This is a genomic window from Pseudomonas sp. HN8-3, assembly GCF_020790195.1.
GTDB lineage: Bacteria > Pseudomonadota > Gammaproteobacteria > Pseudomonadales > Pseudomonadaceae > Aquipseudomonas > Aquipseudomonas synxantha_A.
On the sequence record NZ_CP086206.1, the window covers coordinates 1,604,246 to 1,620,454 of the forward strand.

17 protein-coding genes and 1 tRNA gene are annotated in these 16,209 nt (G+C 60.5%); 6 read left to right on the top strand and 12 right to left on the bottom strand.

The window, feature by feature from the left end; translation table 11 throughout:
- The first annotated feature begins 80 nt into the window (after positions 1-80).
- Positions 81-755, top strand: coding sequence for an NAD(P)H-binding protein (locus LJX92_RS07200; protein WP_228309504.1), 675 nt, complete (start codon positions 81-83; stop codon positions 753-755).
- Here the strand turns inward: LJX92_RS07200 and LJX92_RS07205 are convergent.
- Positions 727-1,203, bottom strand: coding sequence for a DMT family transporter (locus LJX92_RS07205; RefSeq protein WP_032877293.1), 477 nt, complete (start codon positions 1,201-1,203; stop codon positions 727-729). The genes LJX92_RS07200 and LJX92_RS07205 overlap by 29 nt on opposite strands.
- A gap of 77 nt (positions 1,204-1,280) precedes the next feature.
- Here LJX92_RS07205 and LJX92_RS07210 point away from each other — a divergent pair, with 77 nt between their 5' ends.
- The 4 genes from LJX92_RS07210 (at position 1,281) to LJX92_RS07225 (ending at position 3,965) form a co-directional block, all read left to right on the top strand.
- Positions 1,281-2,198, top strand: a complete 918-nt coding sequence (locus LJX92_RS07210) for a LysR substrate-binding domain-containing protein (RefSeq protein ID WP_228309505.1) — start codon at positions 1,281-1,283, stop codon at positions 2,196-2,198.
- Positions 2,199-2,213: 15 nt separating this feature from the next.
- Positions 2,214-2,630 (top strand): fosfomycin resistance glutathione transferase, encoded by a 417-nt coding sequence (fos, locus tag LJX92_RS07215; RefSeq protein ID WP_005785954.1) that lies wholly within the window; start codon positions 2,214-2,216, stop codon positions 2,628-2,630.
- A 47-nt stretch (positions 2,631-2,677) separates the two neighbouring features.
- Complete coding sequence (locus tag LJX92_RS07220) at positions 2,678-3,319, top strand: LysE family translocator (RefSeq protein WP_032877291.1); 642 nt, start codon at positions 2,678-2,680, stop codon at positions 3,317-3,319.
- Between the two features lie 118 nt (positions 3,320-3,437).
- A complete protein-coding gene (locus LJX92_RS07225; protein WP_005785958.1) occupies positions 3,438-3,965 on the top strand; it encodes a DUF4142 domain-containing protein in 528 nt (175 codons plus the stop codon).
- A 53-nt stretch (positions 3,966-4,018) separates the two neighbouring features.
- On the opposite strand, the gene LJX92_RS07230 is transcribed toward LJX92_RS07225, so the two are convergent.
- The 5 genes from LJX92_RS07230 to LJX92_RS07250 form a co-directional block, all read right to left on the bottom strand.
- Positions 4,019-4,435, bottom strand: a complete 417-nt coding sequence (locus tag LJX92_RS07230) for a low affinity iron permease family protein (protein ID WP_032877290.1) — start codon at positions 4,433-4,435, stop codon at positions 4,019-4,021.
- A gap of 101 nt (positions 4,436-4,536) precedes the next feature.
- Entirely contained in the window at positions 4,537-5,037 is a 501-nt protein-coding gene (locus LJX92_RS07235; protein WP_223018525.1) for a methylated-DNA--[protein]-cysteine S-methyltransferase, read from the bottom strand.
- Positions 5,038-5,176: 139 nt separating this feature from the next.
- Positions 5,177-5,587, bottom strand: coding sequence for a type II toxin-antitoxin system HicB family antitoxin (locus tag LJX92_RS07240; RefSeq protein WP_032877288.1), 411 nt, complete (start codon positions 5,585-5,587; stop codon positions 5,177-5,179).
- 22 nt (positions 5,588-5,609) lie between these two features.
- A complete protein-coding gene (locus tag LJX92_RS07245; protein ID WP_078820528.1) occupies positions 5,610-5,792 on the bottom strand; it encodes a type II toxin-antitoxin system HicA family toxin in 183 nt (60 codons plus the stop codon).
- A gap of 167 nt (positions 5,793-5,959) precedes the next feature.
- Complete coding sequence (locus LJX92_RS07250; RefSeq protein ID WP_103733495.1) at positions 5,960-6,853, bottom strand: LysR family transcriptional regulator; 894 nt, start codon at positions 6,851-6,853, stop codon at positions 5,960-5,962.
- A gap of 95 nt (positions 6,854-6,948) precedes the next feature.
- Between LJX92_RS07250 and LJX92_RS07255 the strand changes: the two genes are divergently transcribed.
- A complete protein-coding gene (locus LJX92_RS07255) occupies positions 6,949-8,118 on the top strand; it encodes an MFS transporter (protein WP_223018526.1) in 1,170 nt (389 codons plus the stop codon).
- 94 nt (positions 8,119-8,212) lie between these two features.
- Here LJX92_RS07255 and LJX92_RS07260 read toward each other — a convergent pair.
- From LJX92_RS07260 to uca, 6 genes are all read right to left on the bottom strand, one after another.
- Positions 8,213-8,286 (bottom strand) — tRNA-Gly (locus LJX92_RS07260).
- A 111-nt stretch (positions 8,287-8,397) separates the two neighbouring features.
- The gene (locus LJX92_RS07265) at positions 8,398-9,282 is read right to left on the bottom strand and encodes an alpha/beta fold hydrolase (RefSeq protein ID WP_078820531.1); all 885 of its coding nucleotides are present in this window, start codon (positions 9,280-9,282) and stop codon (positions 8,398-8,400) included.
- Positions 9,283-9,584: 302 nt separating this feature from the next.
- A complete protein-coding gene (locus tag LJX92_RS07270; RefSeq protein WP_228309506.1) occupies positions 9,585-10,277 on the bottom strand; it encodes a pseudouridine synthase in 693 nt (230 codons plus the stop codon).
- Entirely contained in the window at positions 10,277-10,489 is a 213-nt protein-coding gene (locus LJX92_RS07275) for a cysteine-rich CWC family protein (protein WP_103733497.1), read from the bottom strand. Before LJX92_RS07275 ends, LJX92_RS07270 begins: the two co-directional genes overlap by 1 nt.
- Positions 10,490-10,540: 51 nt before the next feature.
- A complete protein-coding gene (gene atzF, locus LJX92_RS07280; protein ID WP_103733498.1) occupies positions 10,541-12,313 on the bottom strand; it encodes an allophanate hydrolase in 1,773 nt (590 codons plus the stop codon).
- 28 nt (positions 12,314-12,341) lie between these two features.
- The gene (uca, locus tag LJX92_RS07285) at positions 12,342-15,980 is read right to left on the bottom strand and encodes an urea carboxylase (RefSeq protein WP_228309507.1); all 3,639 of its coding nucleotides are present in this window, start codon (positions 15,978-15,980) and stop codon (positions 12,342-12,344) included.
- Positions 15,981-16,209 lie beyond the last annotated feature (229 nt).

Sequence of the window (16,209 nt, forward strand, 5' to 3'; positions counted from 1 at the left end):
GCCTCAGGCGGCAGGCGTTAAGCTACACGCTCAACGCGTTCTACTTGAGCAAGCTTGCGGCGTGCCGCTGAGGTTACCTAATGAGAGTTCTGTTATTCGGCGCCACCGGCATGGTCGGCCAAGGCGTGCTGCGCGAGTGCCTGCTGGCGGCGGATGTGCAGGAAGTGGTGGCCGTCGGCCGTACGCCCCTGACCCAGCAACACAGCAAGCTGCACCAGGTGCTGCACAGCGACATGCTCGACTTCCAGCCCCTGGAGAACCTGCTGCAAGGGTTTGATGCGTGTTTCTTCTGCCTCGGTGTCTCGTCGGCGGGCATGAACGAAGCCCGGTATACCCACCTCACCTATGACCTCACCCTGGTAGCTGCCAGTACCCTGGCGCGGCTTAATCCGCAGATGACCTTTATCTACGTGTCCGGCGCCGGCACGGACAGTTCCGAGACGGGCCAATTGATGTGGGCGCGGGTCAAGGGCAAGACGGAAAACGCCTTGCTGCGCCTGCCGTTCAAGGCGGTGTACCTGTTCCGTCCGGGGATCATTCAGCCGTTGCACGGCGTGCGCTCGAATACCCCCGTGTATCAAGCTTTTTATAGCGTGCTGGGGCCGGTGCTTTCGTTTGTGCGGCGGGTAAAACCGGCTTGGGTGGTGAGCACCGAGACTGTCGGCCGGGCAATGTTACAGGCCGCGAGCCTGGGCGCGCCGCAGCCGGTGGTAGAGCAGGCCCAGATCAATCGCCTGGCGGCTGAGCGCCACTGAACTGGATCAATGCCACGCCGCCGATCAGCAGCAACGCGCCCAACACCCGCGGCGTTGTCAGTTGGCGTTGTACCAGGCCGAACAGGCCGAAATGGTCGAGCAGCAACGAGGCGAGAATCTGCCCGGCCATCGCCAACGCAATAAACCCTGACGCGCCGAGTTTGGGCAGCAGCATCAACGCCAGTGAAATAAAACAGACGCCGAAGGCGCCACCGGCCCACATCCACAACGGAGCCTTGGTGATAAACGTCAGGCTCGGCAAGGGCAGACGCAAAGCGATAATCACTGGCAGCAGCACGATGATACTCACCAGCAACGACGCCAAGGTGGCCCACAATGGATGGCCGAGGCCGCGCCCAAGATTAGCGTTGATTGCACTTTGAAACGGCACCACGGCTCCGGCGATCACCGCCAGCGCTAACAAACCCATCCAATGCAACACGCTCATCTCCATGCTCCCAGAAGTTTCGCTGGACTCTAGGCTATTCGTCGCGCAGATTTAAATTCCAAGTTCTTATACAGACCATGCAGCTGATGAATGATCTGCGCCGTATCGACCTTAACCTGCTGGTGATCCTCGACGTCTTGCTCAGCGAGCAACACGTGACCCGCGCCGCCGAGCGCCTGCACCTGAGCCAGCCGGCGGTGAGCCACGCGTTGGCCCGGCTGCGCGATATGCTTGGCGACCCGCTGTTGGTGCGTCAGGGCGGCGCGCTGGTGCCCACGGCTCGGGCTCTGGAGTTGGCAGCGCCATTGGCCGAAGCGCTGGGCCAGGTGCAGGCATTATTGGCGCCGAATCGTTTTGACCCCACCTCGGCCAAGCGCCGCTTTCGCGTGGCGATGTCAGACTACAGCGCAGCGATCCTCCTACCTGGATTGGTCCGCGTCCTGCGCAGCGAAGCGCCGGGCATCGACCTGCAGATCATCCAGGCCAGCCGCGAAGGTATGGTTGACGGCGTGCTCAATGGCGATCTCGACCTGGCGGCGGGCGTATTCCCCGACATGCCCGCCGAACTGTGTACGACGCCATTGTTCGAAGAGCATTACACCTGCCTGGTCGACCGCCACAGCCTTGCACCCAGCGGTGCGCTGGACCTGCCGACTTACCTGTCACGCCCACATGTACTGTTGGAGATGCGCGGCAGCGGTACGCCGGAAATCGAACGGGCACTGGCTGCGATACGTGAACGGCGGCATGTGGCAATCAGCCTGCCACACTGGGGCGTGGCGCCTCAGTTGATCGAGGGCACGGATCTGATTTTGACGGTGTCGTCCCGGGGTTTACTGAATATCGACCATCAACATTTGCTGACCGTGCCACCGCCGTTTCATATTCCCTCGTTTGCTTTTGAGCTCGCCTGGCATGTGCGGCGGGGTGGTGATTCTGGGTTGCAGTGGTTGATTGGGCGGGTGCGCGGTGTATTGTCCGATGGTCACCGGTAATAAGAGAAAACCTAAATGCTAACCGGCTTCAACCACCTGACCCTGGCCGTCACCGACGTGCCGCGCAGCGTCAGTTTTTATCACGATCTGCTGCGTGTTCAACTCGATGCCACTTGGGACAATGGTGCTTACCTTTCCTTGCCCGGGCTTTGGCTGTGCCTGTCGCTGGATCCGGTGCGCTCGACCACTGCGGCAATGGATTACACCCACTATGCCTTCACCGTCGATGCCGCTGATTTCACCGCATTGGTCGAACGCCTGCGGGCCGCCGGCGTGCAGGAGTGGCGTGACAACCGCAGCGAAGGCGCGTCGTTTTATTTCCTCGATCCCGACGGCCACAAGCTGGAGGTTCATGTCGGCGATCTGGCCTCGCGCCTGCAAGCTTGTCGCGCCAAGCCTTACGCAGGAATGAAGTTTTACCCACCGCAGTGAAACATGCAGAATCAATCACCTTTAAGAGTCCCTCAGAGCGTCTATTCATGACCCCATCCTTGCTGCTCGCCGTCCTTGCTTCGGGTTTTATCTACGGTATTACGCCAGGCCCAGGTGTTTTGGCCGTGTTCGGCATCGGTGCTGCGCGTGGCCGGCGTGCCGGAGCGGGTTTTTTGTGCGGGCATTTGCTCGGCGATGTGGTGTGGTGCAGTACTGCGCTGATTGCCATCGTCGGTGCGCGAGAAGTGGGCAGCAGTGCGTTTGATGTATTGGGCGTACTCAGCGGTGTGTATCTGTTCTGGCTCGGCTGGCGGGCGATCCGTACCCAGCGCCGCAACGGCGATGCTCCCCAGGGCGCCGCGCGGCACCCGTTCTGGCATGGCATTGTGTTCGGCTTGACCAACCCCAAAGCCTATCCGGTTGCCGTGGCGACCTTCACCGCGTTGCTGTCCAGCCGTGCCGAGTTGTTGACGTGGTCGATGCTGCCGTCGCTGATCTTCCTGAGCTTTGTTGGCGGCCTGTTGGCCTATGGGATTTTGATCGGCGTGGTCGGCGCCCAACGAGTGCGCACGGTGTATCAACGCCATGAAATCCTGATCACCAAGCTCTGCGGCGTGATGTTCATCGGCTTTGCCATTAATGCCCTGGCGCATGCATTGCCGGGCTTGTTCGCAAGCAAGCCTGCATGAAATGACGACAACCGTTCGTCGCACTGACAAGTTTTTTCTAAACCTTTGCGGCTCTGAAAATTCGAATCCAGGGCGGGTGTAGATCCCCGTACCTATTTTTGCTCTGGAGGAACCCATCATGAGCCGCATGGCTATCCGGTTACGCACCGCCAGTTTCGCGATGCTGCTGGGCCTCGGCGCCAGCAATGCTTTCGCCCAGTCGCCTGCTGAATTTATCGAGCAGGCTTCGGCCAAAGGTATGGCCGATATCGAAACCAGTCGCATGGCACACGCCAAGACCTCGTCCCAAGAGATCAAGGACTACACCATTGAGGTCATCAACGAGCGCACCCTGGCCAACCAGCACTTGGCAGCCATTGCCAAGAAGCTCGATTTGCCGGTCGCGCCACGGGAAAAGATCGTCGATAAAGCCGAAACCCTGATGCCTGAACTCAAGGATGGCGACTCCTTTGACGCTGCCTATACCGCACAGCAGGTCAAGGAAAACGAAGACGCCATCGCCCTGTTCAAGAAAGAAGGTGCCGCGTCGGATGTGCCGGAGATAAAAGCGCTGGTGGATGAGACGCTGCCCAAGCTCGAAGAGCGTCTGCAAAAAGCCCGTGCTCTGGCGTCGACCTATGGCAAGGGTCATCAAGGCGACGGTTGAGACCGTAGCGTGAAATGAAATCGGCGGTTGGGGCCTACCCAACCGCCGTTTTTTTATGCCTGGTTCAGGTCTGTCTTGGTCGGCGCAGTGTTGTCAGCGCAACCGTTGTTCAAACTCAGGCTGCTGGTGTTGCCAATGTTGCGGTATTCCTGGCGCAGCTTTTCCAGTTCCTTGCGGTCCAGGCCGTCGAGGCTGAGCACGGCATTCTGGGCATCCTTGGATACGCGCAGCAGCTCATCAATCTTGATATGCAGGATATCGTTGTCGCGGTTTTGCGTGTTCTGGATCAGGAACACCATCAGGAACGTGATAATGGTCGTCGAGGTATTGATGATCAGTTGCCAGGTGTCGTTGTAGTGGAAATAGGGTCCGCTCAGGCTCCATATCAGGATCAGTGCGACGGCTGTGTAGAAGGTTCGGGGGCTGCCTGCCCAGCGGGACAGGGTTTGCGAGACCGTGGAGAATTTCATTACCGTTTCCTGTGTGAAGAGGTGATGAACAATTGACCACAGCAGTTCTCTGAAATTTCTTTTAACAAATATCTCGGCAAGCAGTTCAGTCGCCGCCAAAGTCAGAGCGCCAGCTCTGCCTGACCTGCGCCTTCCAGCGCCAGCAAATATTGCTTGGCCTGCAACCCCCCGGCAAATCCGGTCAGCCCGCCTGATGCACCAATCACCCGGTGGCAGGGGGCGACAATCGAGATCGGATTACGCCCATTTGCCGCACCGACTGCGCGTACAGCCTTGGGGTTGCCGATCTGTTGGGCAATTTGGCTGTAGCTGCGCGTTTCGCCGAAGGGAATTGTCAGCAGAGCCCGCCAAACCTGTTTCTGAAAATCGGTACCGGCGAAATCCAGCTCCAGCTCAAACCGATTGCGCGATCCGGCAAAGTATTCCGTTAACTGGCGCTGGGTTTCCCGCAATACCGGGCTGTCATTGGCCTCGACCAATTCACCCAGGCGCACACGGTTCGCGCGTTCCACTTCCCATAAAATGGCGCTCAGTTTGCCGTTGCGCGCTACCAGGGTCAGTTCACCGACAGGGGAAGGCATGAGCTTGAATTGGTAAGTCATGAGCGTGCTCCTCGAACAGGCGTTTAATGGGGATGACGCTACTCTAGTTCCGCCAGCGGGCCTGGAAACTACGTTTCTTGCGGTCAAATTCTTGTCAGTTGAACGTTGCGGTAAACCCTTCGGTGTTGCTTCGCCGCGATTATCGATCCTGTTGCAATACCTTGAGTGCCGCGGACGCCAGAAACCCCGAACGGCTTTTTTCTTCCGGGTGATTCAGTACATAGTCATCGATGCGATTCAACAGATACCCCGGCAGGGTGATGTTGAGTTTTTGCGCCTTGCCCAGGTACTTGGTGACGTCGATGTCTACCACCGCCCAGGTGCAGCCTGCGTACTGTGGGTTGGCGGCGTGCAAGGTGACTTTCTGCGCGCTGGGAATCGGCGCGCCATCTTCTGCAAGGATCTCGAAGTGCCCCTCGATGGCTTCGCGGGCCATGGCCATGGCGTCGTCCAGGTCATCGCCGGCGGAATAGCACCCGGGAATATCCGGGACTTCCACGCCCCAGGCGTGGTCCTCGTCGCCCGTTGAAATTGCGATGGGATAAAGCATGTGTGTTGCCCTCCAGGGACGGTTAACTCAGCAGAGCCTGTTTCAAAATGCTCTTGGCGGTTTTATCCAGCAGGTCCTTTTTTGGATGAGGAATCGTGACCAGACCGGGCTTTGTCCGGTGCTTGAAGTGATGATGACTGCCCCTGATGCGCACCAGATACCAACCGTCTGCAACGATGTTACCTATCAAATAGCGGCTATCCACATCACCTCCTTGTGGTGTGTGTTGGTGGTGACTATAACTACTGAAAAAAAATTATCAACACTCTACCTACCGATGGTCGATGTCCGGTATTTCGGTAGCGGTTGAAGGAAGTGTATGGCGGCGCTGGAATGGCGCCGCCGAGACGTATTGCGGGATTTTTCGCGGTATTACGGGATGTGTAATGCCTGTTCAAGTACACCAATAAATGCGTCCACTAATACGCCTCTTCCTGATGTCGGGGTAAGTACCAATAACTGCGCACATGCGTCCACTTCCTGCAGCGGTCGATACGTCACGCCTTTGTTCATCAAGCTCTGGGTACATTCCGGGACCAGCGCAACGCCTTGCCCGGCCGCCACCAAGGCAATGATCGAAGTGATCTGTCGCCCGGTCGGCCCAGGGCGCAGGGGCTGGCCGTGGTGTCGGTAAAGTTGCTCGATGGACTGGTTCAAGCCAGACCCGTAATCGGCCGGAAACAGAATCAGCGGATAAGTGCTGAGTTGCGCCACGCCGAGCATCGTTTGGCTGGCCAATGGGCTGTCGCTGGAGACGGCGGCCACCAACCGCTCCTCACCCAGCGATAACGCCTGGACATCGGCGCTTTGCGGCATCAGGCGGCTCAAGCCGATATCCAGGCGTCCGTCCGCCACCTGGGCGCCCAGGCTGCCGGAGGCGCATTCCACCAGGGTCAACTGCACATCGGGAAAGCGCTGGGCGAATGCCTGGATCGCCTGGCTGAACAGGTCCGACAGCGCGATTGAACTGGCATATCCCAGTGCCAGTTGGCCCGCAGTGCCGGCGGCCAATTTACGCGCGATCACTTGCGCCAGTTCTACTTGCTCCAACACACCGCGGGCATAGGGCAGGAACGAACGTCCCTGAGCGGTGAGGGTGACCGTGCGGCTGGTGCGGTCAAACAGCTTGAACCCCAACTCTGCCTCCAGCGCAGAAATCTGCCGAGTCAGCGGCGGTTGGGCCAGATGCAGGCGAAGTGCCGCACGGCCGAAGTGCAGTTCTTCAGCGACCGTCAGAAAGTAACGCAGCTTGCGTAGGTCGAGCATCCTGATCCTTGGGTATCAATCGGTCGGAATTCGGTATTGGTTAAAGGCACGCCGGCCATTCTATAAAGGCCGCACAAAATAAAACGAGAGGTTTCATGAAACCGCGCCTGCATTGTGCCCGCCTTGCCCTGTTCCTGTGTGGCTGCGCGGCGTTCCTCAACCTCTACGCCACCCAGAGCATCCTGCAGGTGTTTGCGGCGCAGTTCGACATCAGCGCCAAGGCTGCCGGCTGGAGCATTACCGTGACCACGCTGGCGGTGGCGATCACTGCGCCATTTGTCAGCCACCTGACCCGACGCTTCGAGCAACGCACGGTGATAAGCCTGGCGGCGCTGTTGCTGGCGGGGCCGGCGTTGATGACGGCTTATGCTGACAGCTTCGCCGGAGTGTTGGTCTGGCGCTTTGTCGAGGGCATGCTGATCCCCATAGTGTTTGCCACGAGCGTGGCTTACATCGGCGATCGCTGGAGCGGTGGCACGGTGACTGAAGTCACCAGCCTGTATGTGGCGGGTACCGTGCTGGGTGGGTTCGCCGGGCGGTTCGTCACCGGAGTGGTGACCGAGTACGTGGGCTGGCGCGAAGCGTTTGAGTGGCTGGCCGTGTTGAGCTTGATGGTCGGCGGTTTTATCCAGTTTCTGCTGCCCGCCAATCGCCCGCGGGCGAAGCTGGCCAAGGCGGCTTGGTCAGGTGTTTTACGCACGCCGCTGATGGCTGCGTATGCCGTAGGTTTTTGCGTGTTATTTTCACAGGTCGCCGCCTTCACCTACGCAGGTTTGTACCTTGGCCTACCGCCTTTCAACCTCGGGCCTGCGGCCTTGGGAGCGCTGTACACCGTATTTCTGTTGGCGCTGATCGTGATACCCATCGCCGGCCGCCTCAGCAAAGCCCGCCCACAGGCAGAACTGCTGAGCATCGCCGCGGTGCTGGGCGTTTGTGGTTCGGCCCTGACCCTGGTGCCTTCCCTGGGGTGCATCGTGGTAGGCCTGGCCTTCAGCTCCACCGGCGTGTTCCTCGCCCAAGCCGCTGCCAATGCCTTCATCACCGCCAACGCTGGCGACAGCAAGGCAAGAGCAGTGGGGGTCTACCTGACCTGTTACTACCTGGGCGGTAGCTGCGGAGCTATCGTGCCGGCGCTGATTTGGGAGCGCTGGGGCTGGGCCGGGTGTGTGGGGCTGATCATCGGTTTGCAACTGCTGACCCTGTTGATCGCGTTGGTGGGCTGGAAGCCTGTCAAACCCGAACGGGTCTGTGCACAACGTTCTTGAATCTCAAATCCCAGGCATAAAAAAACCGGTCACCAGGGACCGGTTTCTATGCATCCTTCGCCAGATTTAGCCTGACGCAGGTGCCACTTTCAAGTGGAGCGGGTAGAGGGAATCGAACCCTCAACTAAAGCTTGGGAAGCTTTCGTTTTGCCACTAAACTATACCCGCTCAGAGCGGCTGACTTTGTACCAGATGTTCGCCGCAATTTGAAGTTTTTCTTTGAAAAATGTGTGGGTTGCGTGTGGCGAGGGCGCTTGTTCGCCGTCGCCAGTCTCCATTTCAAAGGGTAGCTGCATGCTGCGTCTGCCCCTGGTGATATCGCAGCCGGCTCACCTGTCGCTCTGGTTTCAAGAAGCCCACCACTGCCTCACGGCTATCCCGGCACGCCGCTTTGTGCTCCATATCCAGAAAGTGCCCCGTGGCCTGGATGGTGCTGAAGCTGCTCTTGGCCACATGCTGGCCAAACAGCCTGGCATCCTCGGCGCTGGTGTATTCGTCCCATTCGCCGTTCAAGAACAACACCGGAATGTCGATCTGTTTGGCCGCCCTGAGGTAGCACAGCCGGTCGCTGTTGAGTACGTGGCTGATGTGAAAGTGCATCTGCCCATATTCGTGCTCGGCCAGGTTGCTGACGTGGCGGTAGTTGAAGCGCTTGAACAGCGACGGCAGATGCTTGCCGATGGTGCTGTTGACCAGGTGGCCGATGCGGTCGCGGTCGAGGTTGCCGAGGTAGTCGACACCGCGCTCAAGGTAATCGCGCATCGGCGCATTGATCACTGGCGAGAATGAGCTGATCACGGCTTTTTCCACACGTCGAGGCCGGTGTGCAAGCGCGACCAGCGTGGCGGCACCGCCCCACGAAAAGGACAGCACATGCTCTGCGGCGAAGTGATCGAGCAGTTCCAGGAGAATCTGACCCTCAACTTCCTTTGTCAGCATCTGCTCATGGCGGTTATGGATTTTGGAACGGCCGGCGTAAGGCTGGTCGTACAAAACCACATTGAATTGCGGGTACAGGCTTTTCACGGTTTGAGCGAAGGACGCCGTGGTCGCCATGGAGCCATTGACCAGGACGATGGTCTTTTCAGCCGCGTCCGCGCGATAGAACTCCGTGTACACCCGATACTGACCCTGTATATCCAGCACAGCGATTTCTGGCCTCATGTCGTAAGACTCCTGGCAAGCGGGTAGTGCGCGCAGATCACTCTGCACGAGCTTTGTGACAGGTAGGCATACGCCTTGAAATGAGGGCCCATGTCGGTCCGATGACGGCTGGCCGGCGGGTGTTGTTATGGCGGGCTGTTTGCCTGGGACGCCCGTAGATCAAGCGCGGGCTGGGCAAGGTGTTCTTGGAGGTTATGGGCGACTCGCCAGTCATGATTTGGCTGACGTCTTGATTCAAGCAGCACAGGCGCCAGCTCGCAAGGCGACGAGCTGGTTTTTTGCCATCACCGGCTGAACGGTCGTCAGACCTGTCGGATCTCGTCGTCAGTCAGCGGCCGATAGTGGCCCGGTGCAAGGGCGTTATCCAGCACCAAAGGCCCCATCCGCTCACGGTGCAGGCCAATCACTTTGTTATCAAAGTGCCCGAACATGCGCTTCACCTGGTGGTAGCGGCCTTCGATGATGCTCAGGCGTGCGGTCCTAGGGCCGATTAGCTCAAGTTCGGCGGGTTGAGTGGTGAGATCTTCAAAGGCGAAATACAGGCCAGCGGCAAAGGTGGCTGCATACTCAGGACCAATGTCCTGCTCGGTTTCAACGAGGTAAACCTTGGGCAGTTTGGTCTGGGGTTGGGTCAGGCGCCGCGACCATTGGCCGTCGTTGGTGATCAGCAGCAGCCCAGTGGTGTTGAAATCCAGACGACCGGCGATGTGCAGCTCGTGCTTGTCCGGTTCACTCAGCCAATCAAGCACGGTGGGATGCACCGGGTCGGCGGTAGTGCTCACGCAACCTTGGGGTTTGTGCAGCATGAAATAACGCGCCGGTTTGCCGGCTTGCAGTACCTCATCATCGACACAGACGCGGCTGAATTCTCGCACTTCATGGTGGGGGTCGCTGACGGCCACGCCATCGACTGTCACCCGTCGCTCAACCAGCAGCACACGCACTTGCTTACGATTGAAACGCGGCAGGTTGCTGAGGAAACGATCAACGCGCATTACGGCTGTTCAGCCCCACGCAATTGCGCATCTACCTGCGCACAGCGTGGGCACAGGCAGGTCTTATTGCGCAGTTCATCGGGCAGCGCTTCGAGCACCGCCGGGTCGATAGTGACGGTGTAGCACCAACAGGCTTGGTCTGCGGTGCGTGGGTCGGCCAGGGTGCAGTCGTTGCGGGCACCGCAGGCAGGGCAAAGGGTGGGTGAGGTCATGTCGGTTCGGGCTGTATCGCGCAATTCCCTGCACGATACAGCCCCGTCCCACTATTGCAAGCTGCGCAGGTAGCCGCGCCAGCCGTTGAAGTGGCTGATGTCCACGGCGCCGGTCAAGCCGTAGGGCTCGCAGATGAAGCCGGTTTCCCAACGCCCGTCGGCCAGTTGCACCTTGCCCAGGCCCAAGGGTGCGGGGATACCGGTGAGAAATGAGCCCAATTCGCGGCTCGGCAGCTCCCACACTTCCACCTCAATGGCCACGCCGCCTTCACTCACCCGCAGCATGCCAGGGCGATAGGGCGGCCCACCGGCCAGCGCGAACAACTGATAGTCGGCCGAGCTGTGGGTGCGCTCCAGCAGGCGCGCGCCACGCCGCACTAATTGGCCGTTAAGCGCCAGCCCCTGCAGGTGCGCGCCGCACACCACCAGCTGGCTGAAGTCATGACCTGCGCTGCCGACAGGCACAGGCAGCGACGTATCGTGCTGGCGCTGCAACGCATCCGCCACGCCCAGCAGGTATTGGTCGGTGAATGCTCGGCCAAACAGCGTCACCCCCCAAGGCAAACCGTTGCGCATAAAGCCGCTGGGCACGGCGACGGCGGCGTAATCCAGCAGGTTCATGAAGTTGGTGTAGTAGCCCAGCTCGGCGTTGCGCAGCACCGGTTCGGCGCGCAGTTCTTCCAGCGTCACCGGGCGGCCGATGGTCGGCGTCAGTACGCAGTCGAGGCCTTCAAGCAAGCCATCGCACTGCGCTTTCAAGGCTTGCAGGCGGTACTGCGCACGGAAGGTCTGCACGCCGTTCACCGCAGGCGCCTTAGCCAGAACCGCACGAATCACTGGCAGCACGGCCTCGGGGTTCTGCTCCATCAGTTCACCGGCCACGCTGTAGCGTTCGGCCACCCACGGCCCTTCGTAGAGCAGGCGCGCGGCTTCAAGGAACGGCGACAGATCCAGCGTCACCGGCTCGCCACCCAACGCCGTCAAGCGGTCGATGGCCTGCGCAAACAGCTGCGGGCCTTGCTCGCAACCGAAGTACTCCAGGTCCTGCTCGCGCGGCACGCCAAAACGAAATGCGCGGGGTGCACCAAACGCAGACGCATCATTCCACGCCGGGTTTGCTCGGCTGTACGCATCCAACGGATCGAGCCTGGCGGTCAGCGCCAGTAACTGGCCGGCCTCGCGCGCGGTGCGGGTAAAGGTGGTGACGCAATCCAGCGTGCGGCACGCCGGCACTACGCCGGCTGTGGAGATCAAGCCTTTGCTCGCCTTGAGCCCCACGAGGTTATTCAGCGCCGCCGGCACCCGTCCGGAACCGGCAGTGTCGGTGCCCAGGGCAAAACTCGCGACACCTAACGCTACGGCCAGCGACGACCCGGCGCTGGAGCCGCCCGACGGATACTCCGGCAACACGCTGTTGGGGCACGCGCCATACGGCGAGCGGCTGCCATTGAGCCCGGTGGCGAACTGGTCGAGGTTGGTCTTGCCCACTGGCACCGCGCCCAAGGCGATCAACTGCTCGACAATGGTCGCGTTGCGCTGCGGCACATAGGCGAACGCCGGGCACGCGGCGGTGGTAGGAATGCCAGCCAAGTCAATGTTGTCTTTGATCGCAAACGGCACGCCGAACAACGGCAACTCAGCCGGTTCGCGCGCGTCCAATGCGGCCAGGTACGGCTCCAGCTCCGCTTCCGTAAGCAAGTGGATAAACAGGTGATAATCGGGGTTCAAGTGCGCGGCTTTCTCGCGCAGGTGCAGCAGCACTTCACGGGGCGTGGTGTCGCCGCTCAGGTAGGCATTGCGCAGGTTGTCCAGTTGCAGGTTCATGGCTTGTCCGCCTGTAGAAATAGAGGAGTCAGTCACGTTCGAGCACCACCACCCGCTGCCCGGCGCCTATGCCGCTGCCGGGTTGTACGGGGATCTCGCGCACGGTGCCGGCGAACGGCGCCACTACCGGGATTTCCATTTTCATCGACTCCAGAATCACCAGCACATCGCCAGCCGAAACCTGCTCACCTGCAGCCACCTGGACTTGCCAAAGGTTGCCGGCGATAGGGCTGTCGACACTGATTTGGTTGGCCTGCAACGGCGTGTCTGCACCTTGTGGTGCTGCGAGTTCTTCACTGTCGAAATGCGCCTGGCCGCTGGCGATCCAGCGTTCACGCTCGGCATTGAAGGCGTGCTGCTGATGCTCACGAAACGCGCCAATGCTTGCGGCTTCGCGCGCGAGGAAATCCTGATACTGCGCGAGATTCAAATGGCTGTGCTCGATGCTCAACTCAAAGCGCCCCAGCGGAAAATCGCGCCGGATCTGCACCAACTCATCAGCCGTCACCGGGTAAAAACGGATCTGGTCAAAGAACCGCAACAGCCACGGCTTGCCATCAAACGCCGCGACCTCCCGGTAACGGTTCCACATCTGCAAGGTGCGCCCCACAAACTGATAACCGCCTGGACCTTCCATGCCGTACACGCACAAGTAAGCGCCGCCAATGCCCACCGAATTCTCGGCGGTCCAGGTGCGGGCCGGGTTGTATTTGGTGGTCACCAGACGGTGTCGCGGGTCCAGTGGCGTTGCCACCGGGGCGCCGAGGTAGACGTCACCCAGGCCCATCACCAGGTAGCTGGCATCGAACACCGTGTGGCGCACTTCGTCGAGGTGGGCGAGGTCGTTGATGCGCCGGATGAACTCAAGGTTGCTCGGGCACCACGGCGCGTCCTTGCGCACGGTGGTCATGTATTTTTCGATCGCCAACTGGCACGCCGGATCGTCCCACGACAGCGGCAAGTGCACGATGCGCGAGGGCACTTGCAGGTTGGGGGTGGCGCATACGGCGGCCCATTGCGTGGTGATCAGTGGCAGAAAATCCGCCAGCGGCAGTTGTTCGGGTTGGTAGTGGATTTGCAGGGAACGGATGCCTGGGGTCAGGTCGATAGCACCTGGCAGGGCGAGAGTTTCCAGGGCTTGCATCAGCGCGTGGGCACGAAAGCGCAGCACCAGGTCCAGCTCGGGGGCGCCGATTTCCAGCAGCAGATGGGTGTCACCGGCGAGGCGGGCGACGAGACGGGTGTCGCCTTCACCGACCTCCAACACCACAGGCGACCCGATCTTAAGTGGGACACGGTCGATGTGGGAGCCGGGCTTGCCCGCGATGGCATCATTGCGGTCTGCCTGAGGTACCGCCTTGTCTGTATCGCAGGCAAGCCAGCTCCCACATTGATCCCATTTCAAGGCGAGGTCGCGGGCGGTTTTGAGGTTCACCGGTTCGAACCGCAGCTTGTCACCCGCCTTGAGTTGCCCCAACTGCCAAAGGTCCGCCTCGATCACCGTCACCGGGCACACAAACCCACCCAGGCTCGGCCCATCCGGCCCCAGGATCACCGGCATGTCTCCGGTGAAATCCACCGCGCCGATGGCATACGGGTTGTCATGGATATTCGACGGATGTAGCCCCGCTTCGCCACCGTCCGTGCGCGCCCACAAAGGTTTCGGCCCGATCAACCGCACGCCGGTGCGGCTGGAGTTGAAGTGCACTTCCCATTGGGTGGCGAAGAAGGTGTCGATGTATTCAGGCAGGAAATATTCCGGCGCGCCGTGCGGGCCATAAATCACTCGTAGCGTGCGCACCGCGGGCAGGGGTTCAGAGATCAATTGCTGGCCGGCGTCGGCGTCTGTCAGTGGCAGCAAATGCAACACATCGCCAGTGCGTAAAGCGCGCCCGGCGTGCCCGCCGAATTGACCAAGGGTGAAGGTGCTTTTGCTGCCCAGGTAATCCGGCACTTGCAGCCCGCCGCGCAGGCACAGATAGCTGCGCGCACCGGCACCTATGATGCTGCCAAGGCTCAACACTGAGCCTGCTTCAACCCACAACGCAGTGTTCATCGGCACTGGCTGGTCATTCAGCAACAGCGTGATGGCTGCGCCGGTAACAGCGACGACCGCCGCGCAATTAAAGCGCAACAGCGGCCCATTCATGGTGATTTCCAGCGCCGCCGCATCGTCGTCATTGCCCAGCAGGCGATTGCCCTGGCGCAGTGCGCGGCTGTCCATCGGCCCTGAGGGCGGCACGCCGACGGCCCAGTAGCCGAGGCGGCCGGGGTAGTCCTGCACACTGGTTTGGGTGCCGGCGCTCAGTACTTCGAAGGTGCTGGCGCTGTAGACCACGCCTTCCAGGCAACGCGTCCACGGGCGGCCGCTGGCAAACGGCGTGGCCAAAAGGATTTGGCGCAGGTAATCGCGGTTGGTTTCCACGCCATAGAGCTGGCTGTCGCTCAATGCCTGGTGTAGATCCAGACGCGCCTGTTCGCGGGTCGGCGCCCACGTGATGAGCTTGGCGATCATTGGGTCGAAGTAGGGCGGGATTTCGCAACCGGCTTGCACCCAGGTGTCGATCCGCAAACCTTCAGCCGTCGGGAAATCCACACGGGTTAACAGGCCTGGGCTCGGCTGGAAACCCTTGCCTGGATCTTCCGCATACAGCCGCGCCTGAATCGCGTGGCCCTGAGGGTGCAGTTTCAATTCGCTCAACGCAGGTAATTCACCCGCCGCCAATTGCACCATCCAGCGCACCAGGTCGACGCCCCAGACTTGTTCTGTGACGCCGTGTTCTACCTGCAGGCGCGTGTTCACTTCGAGGAAGTAGAAGCGGCCGTCGGCGCTGTCAAAGATGAATTCAACGGTGCCGGCGCTGCGGTAGTTGACGGCCTTGGCCAGGGTGATGGCCGCTGTGCACAAGGCTTCGGCCATGCCGTCGGGCAGGTTCGGCGCGGGTGTTTCTTCGAGGACTTTCTGGTTGCGCCTTTGCACGGAACAGTCGCGCACGCCAAGGGCGATGACTTCGCCCAAACCGTCGCCGAACACCTGCACTTCCAGGTGGCGGGCGTGCTCGATGTATTTCTCGATAAACACACCGGCGTCGCTGAAGTTGTTTTGCCCCAGGCGTTTGACCGCTTCAAAGGACTCGCTCAGCTCCGTCGCATTGCGGCACACACGCATGCCGATGCCACCGCCGCCTGCGGTGCTTTTGAGCATGACCGGATAGCCCACGGTTTCGGCTGCCAGCAACGCTGTATCGAGGCTGTCGAGTAGCTCGGTGCCTTCCAATAATGGAATTTGATGGTGTTTGGCCAAGGCCCGCGCGGTGTGCTTGAGGCCGAATACGCGCAGCTGTTCGGGTGTCGGACCGACGAAGGCTATCCCCGCATTTTCGCAGGCTTGGGCAAAGGCGGCGTTCTCTGAGAGAAAACCGTAGCCAGGATGAATCGCCTTGGCGCCACAGGCCTTGGCGGTGGCGAGGATTTTTTCCACAGCCAGGTAGGTGGCCGCCGCTGCGCCTTCGCCGAGGCTGTAGGCTTCGTCGGCTTGCTGGATATGCAGGCTGGCGGCATCGGCTTCGGCGTATACGGCGATGCCTTTGACCTGCAGCTCGCGCAAGGTGCGCAGGATGCGGCAGGCGATGGCGCCACGGTTGGCGATCAAGAGTTTTTCGAACATGGCAAAACCCTGCGGGCCGTCCCGCAAAGTGAGGGAGCACTGCGGTCGTCCGCAGTCCTAATTCTGAAAGCAATGAAGATCCAAGTGTGGGAGCGGGCTTGCTCGCGAAGGCGTCGTGTCAGTTACAGATGCACTGGCTGACCCACCGCATTCGCGAGCAAGCCCGCTCCCACATTTGAACTTCAGTGTTTTCGGATGCATTGCCCGGCTCGGGACTGGCACAGGGCAA